Source organism: Bradyrhizobium sp. CCH5-F6 (genome assembly GCF_001556045.1).
Classification (GTDB): Bacteria; Pseudomonadota; Alphaproteobacteria; order Rhizobiales; family Xanthobacteraceae; genus Bradyrhizobium.
This window is the reverse complement of the sequence record NZ_LSIC01000211.1, coordinates 1-6143: the sequence shown is the minus strand read 5'-3', so window position 1 is coordinate 6143 and position 6143 is coordinate 1. Positions and strand designations below refer to the sequence as shown.

The following is a 6143-nucleotide window of genomic DNA, read 5'->3' as shown; positions in this document are numbered from 1 at the left end:
CGCACGGGCAGCCGATCAGAAGGATGGCCAATCCCTTGTAGATCCACTCGCGCCAGCTTGCGCCTGTCCAGACGAGTGGCGGCAGGATAGCCACGATGGTGGCGACTACCACCACGCTCGGCGTGTAGTAGCGCGAGAAGCGATCGATGAAGCGTTCCGTGGGCGCCTTGGACTCCTGCGCTTCCTCAACCAGCTTGACGACGCGGGCGATGGTGTTGTCTTGGGCGGAGGCGCTGACCTTGATCCGGAGCAGAGCTTCTCCGTTCACGGTTCCGGCGAACACAGCCGCCCCGGCCTTCTTGCGGACAGGCGTGCTCTCGCCGGTGACGGGCGCCTCGTCGATCGCGCTGTCTCCGGAGACGATGACGCCGTCGGCGGGGATGCGATCGCCAGGACGGACCTGGATCAGAGCGTCGACGGACAGCGTCTCGGCTTCCACCTCGCTGACTTGGCCATCGGATTGCTCTAGCCGGGCGATCTTCGGGACGAGCTTGGTCAAATCCCGGATACTCGCCCGAGCCCGCCCCGCAGCGAACCCTTCGAGAAGTTCGCCGATCAGGAACAAGAAGACGACAGTCGCTGCCTCTTCCGTCGCGCCGATGAAGACCGCGCCAACGGCCGCGATAGTCATCAGCATCTCGATCGAGAACGGCGTTTCGGCAAAAGCCGCTGAAAATGCCCGCTTCGCGATGGGCACCAGCCCGATCAGCATCGCGAGCAGGAACGCCCAGTTCTCGATGCTCGGAACCGCCTTTCCCAAGGCGAAGGCGACTGCCAATGCGGTTCCACATGCAATCGTCGCATCGCCCTTGCTCGACCGCCACCATGGTTCCTGGCCGCCGGCGACATGATGGTGACCGTGACCATTGTGATCATCACCATCATCATGCTGATACGTCGGCCGCTCATTACCCTGGGGCCGGTCGTCCTCGACGACGTAGCCCAAGGCTGCGATTTGCCGGCTGATCGCCTCGCGCGGAACAACCCCCTCATGATCGATCGACACGCTGCCGCCGGTCACCGAGACTTCGACGCTCCTCACCCCGGGCATCCGCGAAACGGCGTTCTCGATCTTAATGGCGCAGGCCGCGCAGTCCATTCCGCCGACCCGAAGTCTCATCTTCTGGGCAGCTTCGGTCATGCGTGGCTTCCCACCGCAGCGCCGTCGACATTGTCCGGCTTAGGGGCCGGCGCAGAGTCCTTCCGGAACAGCACGTAAAGCGCCGGTAGCACCAGCAGCGTCAGGATCGTCGAGGAGATGATGCCGCCGATGACGACGGTGGCCAGCGGTCGCTGCACCTCCGCGCCGGCGCCCGTCGCGATCGCCATGGGAACGAAGCCGAGCGAGGCCACCAGCGCGGTCATCAGCACTGGGCGCAACCGCGTCACGGCGCCCTCATGGACGGCCTCGAGCACGGACTTTCCTTCATGGCGGAGCCGTTCGATGAACGCGATGATGACCAGACCGTTGAGCACCGCCACGCCGGATAGCGCGATGAAGCCGACGCCCGCGCTGATCGACAGCGGGATGCCCCGTAGCAGCAGCGCCAGCACGCCGCCCGTCAACGCCAGCGGCACGCCACTGAACACCAGCAGCGCGTCGGCAAGCGATCCGAAGCTCATGAACAACAGCAGCAGCACCAGCAGCAGCGCCACCGGAACGACGATGGTGAGCCGCTTGGTCGCCGAGACCAGTTGCTCGAATTGCCCACCCCAGCCGATCCAGTAGCCCGCCGGGAGCTTGACTTTCTGCGCGACCGCATCCTGCGCTTCGGACACGAACGACCCAAGGTCTCGCTCGCGTACGTTGGCTGTCACCACGATGCGCCGCTTGCCGTTCTCGCGGCTGATCTGGTTCGGGCCTGGCGCGGAATCGACCGTCGCTACCGACGACAGCGGCACGTAGCGAGGCTGTACTCCGAGCGCTCCCGACAAGGCCGTCTTGGCGATCGGAGCTGATCCTGGCTCTTCGGCGGGCAACGGAATCGGGATCGCACGGATCGCTTCGATATTGCCGCGCAGACGCTCCGGAAGCCTCACGACAATGTCGAATCGCCGATCGCCCTCGAAAAGCTTGCCGACGCTCTTTCCGCCTACGGCGATCTCCACAATGTTCTGCACATCGCCGACACTGAGGCCGTAGCGGGAGAGAGCCCGCCGGTCGAGCTTGACGGTGAGGATCGGCAGGCCGGCGACCTGTTCGGTCTTCACGTCGGTAGCCCCCCGGATACCCTGAATCACGGCCTGCACCTGGCTGGCGGCTCCTTGCAGCACGTCGAGATCGTCGCCGAAGATTTTGATGCCAACGTCGCTGCGAACGCCTGAAATCAGTTCGTTCACGCGCAACTGGATCGGCTGGGAGACCTCATAGTTGCTGCCGGGGATGTCGTTGGCCGCCTTCTCGATCTCCTCGATCAGCTCCGCCTTCGGTTTCTCCGGATCCGGCCACTCGCTGCGCGGCTTGAGCATGACGTAACCGTCCGACATCGACGGCGCCATGGGATCGGTCGCGACCTCGGCCGTGCCCGTTCGCGTGAAGAACTCCTTCACTTCGGGCAGTTCTTGAATCCTCTTCTCCAGCGCCATCTGCAGGTCGAGCGATTGCGTCAGGCTCGTCCCCGGAATGCGGATCGCTGCGAGGGCGACGTCGCCCTCGTCGAGGCTCGGAATGAACTCGCCGCCCATGCGGGTCGCCGCGAACACGCTCGCCCCGACCATCAGGACCGCCCCGACCGCAACAACGCGTCGAAAGGCGATGGCGCGGTCCAGTAGAGGAAGATAGACGCGCTTGGCGGCGCGCATAAAGAAGTTCTCCTTCTCCGAGATCTTGCCGGTGACAATGATAGCCACCGCTGCCGGCACGAAGGTGACCGAGAACAGAGCTGCGGCAGCAAGCGCCATCAGGACGGTCAGCGCCATCGGCGTGAACATCTTGCCTTCGACCCCTGTCAAGGTCAGCACCGGCAGGTACACGACAGCGATGATCAGCGTGCCGAAAAGGCTCGGCTTGATGACCTCTGCCGATCCGTTGCGGATCGTCTCCAGTCGCTCGTTCAGGTTCAGCAGCCGGCCTTTCTCATGCTGCGCTTCCGCGAGGAGACGAAGGCAATTCTCGACAATGATGACCGCGCCGTCGACGATGATGCCGAAGTCGATTGCGCCGAGGCTCATCAAGTTGGCGCTGACCTTCGTCTCGACCATGCCGGTGACGGTCATCGCCATCGAAAGCGGGATGACGCAGGCCGTCACCAAAGCAGCGCGGAAGTTGCCGAGAATTAGGAACAGCACGATGATGACGAGAATCGCGCCCTCGACGAGGTTCTTCTCGACCGTTTTGACAGTCGCCTCGACGAGGTGAGTTCGGTCGTAGACGGCGCGGGCGACGACGCCTTCCGGAAGCGACTTGGCGATTTCGTTCAACTTGGCGGAAACCCGCTGGGCCACTGCGCGGCTGTTCTCGCCAATCAGCAGCATGGCTGTCCCGAGGACCGTCTCCTTCCCGTTGAGAGTCGCTGCGCCGGTACGGAGATCCTTGCCTTCGGCGACCTGGGCCACATCCTTGACCCGGACCGGTACGCCGCCGCGCGAGCCGATGACGATGTCTTCGATCTCAGCGATGTTGGCTACCTGCCCCGGAGTCCTGACCAGGTACTGTTCGCCGTTCTTCTCGATGTAGCCGGCGCCGACGTTCGCGTTGTTGGCGGCGAGCGCCGTCATCACGTCGCGGAATCCCAGCTTGTAGGCCATGAGCTTGCCGGGATCCGGCAGCACGTGGAACTGCCGCTCGAACCCGCCGATCGTGTTGACCTCGATAACGCCGGGCACGTTGCGGAGTTGCGGTTTGATGATCCAGTCCTGGATCGTTCGCAGATCGCTCGGCGTGAACTCCTTGCCGCCCTGTGCCTTGGCGCCCTGCTTGGCCTCGACGGTATAGAGAAATATCTCGCCGAGCCCCGTCGCAACGGGGCCCATGGCGACTTCGACGCCGGCGGGAAGCTGATCCTTAACCTGCTGGATGCGCTCGTTGACGAGCTGACGGGCGAAGTAGATGTCGGTCCCGTCCCGGAAGACGACCGTCACCTGGCTCAGACCGTAGCGTGACAACGACCGGGTGTATTCCAGCTTCGGGAGGCCGCCCATCGCTGTCTCGACCGGGAACGTGATGCGCTGTTCGGTCTCGAGCGGCGAATAACCCGGCGCCTGCGTGTTGATCTGCACCTGAACGTTGGTGATGTCGGGTACCGCATCGATCGGCAGCCGCACGAAGTTCCAGCCGCCGAAAGCCAGAAGTCCGAGCACGAACAGGAGAACCAGCCAGCGCTGGCGGATCGAGAACTCAATGAGGCGCTCAATCATGCTCGGCCTCTCCCTTGCCCATCTCCGCCTTCACAACGAACGAGTTTTCGGCAACATACTTCTCGCCCGGTGAGATCCCGGCGCGGACCTCCACGAATTTTTGATCGGAATCCCCGAGCTCAACAGGACGCGCCTCGAGCTTGTCGTCGCCCTCGCGCACGAACACGACGGTCTTGTTTTCGAAGGTCTGGATCGCGCCAGTGCGCACGGCGACCCCGACTTTCCGCTCGGCCAACACCAAACGAGCCGTCACGAACAGTCCGGGCCGCAACCTTCCGTCTGGATTCGGCAGGATCACCCGCGCGATCGCCGTCTGCGTCTCACTCGCGCCGACTGGCGCCAAGTAAGAGATCTTGCCCTTGATGTCGCCCGCCCCATCATCCGGATCGATCAGGACCTCGTCCCCGATCCGGACGCGCCTGAGATCCTGACGGTAGATCGACAGATCGACCCAGATCGTCGACAGGTCGGCCACGACGAACGACGGCTTCTGCTCGGAGACGTATTCGCCGAGCGAGATCTGACGGTCAATCACCGTTCCAGCGATCGGCGCCTTGAGATCGTAGACGGTCAGGCTCTGGTTGCTTTCGATGGATGCCAGCAGGTCGTCTTTGCCGATCACATCGCCGATCCGTTTCTTGATGGCGCGGGCGATGCCCGGAAAGCGAGGCGTGACCTGCACGACGGTCTCTTGGTTGGCACGCAATACGCCATTGAACGATAGGGTTTCGGTCAGGGTCGCCGGGCCCGCTTCGGCGAAAGTGGCGCCGGCGGCGGCCAGCTTGACATCGCTGATCACTATGCGGTCGGCACCGTGCTCGTCCTTCTCGGCGTGCTCGTTGCCGGCCTTCTCTTCCTTGGCGTCCTGCTTCGCGACCTGCTGCGTCGCGGCGGAGCCGTCCTTCGGCGTCAGCCAGCGATAACCGAAGGCGCCGGCAGCGGCCGCGACCATTGCGAGGACAAATGCGCTCGAAGTCTTCATCGTGCGCTCTCCCGCGCCAGAGCGAAGGGATTACCGACGAGTCCTTCGATCGTGGCAACGGCGACATGGTAGTTCTGCAGCGCCTCCTGCTCGCGCAGACGAGCCTGGGTGACGTTGGCCTGTGCGTCCAACACTTCGAGCAGCGAGAAGCGCCCGGCACCGTAACCCTGCTCGATCTCGTTGGCGGCGGCCTGGGCCTTCGGGATGCCGGAGTCGCGAAGGATCGCAAGTTCCCGCAGCGAGCCCTGAACGTTGTCGTAGGCCCGTCCGGCGACGACGATCAGAGTGTTGCGGTTCGCTTCTCGTTCCGCCCGCGTCTTGGCAAGGTTCTGCTGCGCCGACAGAATATTGCCCTGGTTCTGATCGAAGATTGGGATCGGGACCGACACGCTGAACCGAACAGCGTCATCGTTGGTCTCGTTGAAGTGACGCCATCCGGCCGAGAGGCGGACGTCCGGATAGGGCCTGAGCCGTGCCAGCAGCAGCTCGGCATTGCGTTGCGCATAGATCGCATTCCACCGAACCAGTTGCGGGTTGGCGTCGATGGCGGCGATCACCGTCCGGAAAGATGGCGCGCGCGTGGTCGCATCGAGCCGTCCGGAGACGGCGCCGAACTTCGGGGAAGTGTCGCCCATGAGCACCGCCAGTTCGCGGCGCGCGCTGGCGAGGTTTGCCTTGGTGCGCTCGCGATCGGCCTTCACCAGGGCGGCCGCAACCTCGGCGCGGCCGGTCTCGGCAGGGGACGACGCGCCGGCATCGACCCGGCGCTGAAGCAACGGCGTCAGCCGCTCAAGAGCGGCGACCT

Annotated in this window: 4 protein-coding genes; all 4 read right to left on the bottom strand. The window is 64.0% G+C overall.

What is annotated here, in order from left to right; genetic code table 11:
• A partial coding sequence (locus AX729_RS37040) for a heavy metal translocating P-type ATPase (protein WP_156457417.1) occupies positions 1–1141 on the bottom strand: 1141 nt, incomplete at its 3' end.
• Positions 1138–4356 (bottom strand): efflux RND transporter permease subunit, encoded by a 3219-nt coding sequence (locus AX729_RS37035; protein ID WP_057196391.1) that lies wholly within the window; start codon positions 4354–4356, stop codon positions 1138–1140. The genes AX729_RS37035 and AX729_RS37040, both read right to left, overlap by 4 nt.
• Positions 4349–5338 carry a divalent metal ion exporter adaptor subunit IhpB gene (gene ihpB, locus AX729_RS37030; protein WP_057196392.1) on the bottom strand — a complete coding sequence of 330 codons (990 nt, stop codon included), beginning with the start codon at positions 5336–5338 and terminating at the stop codon, positions 4349–4351. The genes AX729_RS37035 and ihpB overlap by 8 nt, the downstream gene beginning before the upstream one ends.
• The coding region (locus AX729_RS37025) for a TolC family protein (RefSeq protein ID WP_197433762.1) at positions 5335–6143 on the bottom strand (809 nt) is incomplete at its 5' end. The genes ihpB and AX729_RS37025, both read right to left, overlap by 4 nt.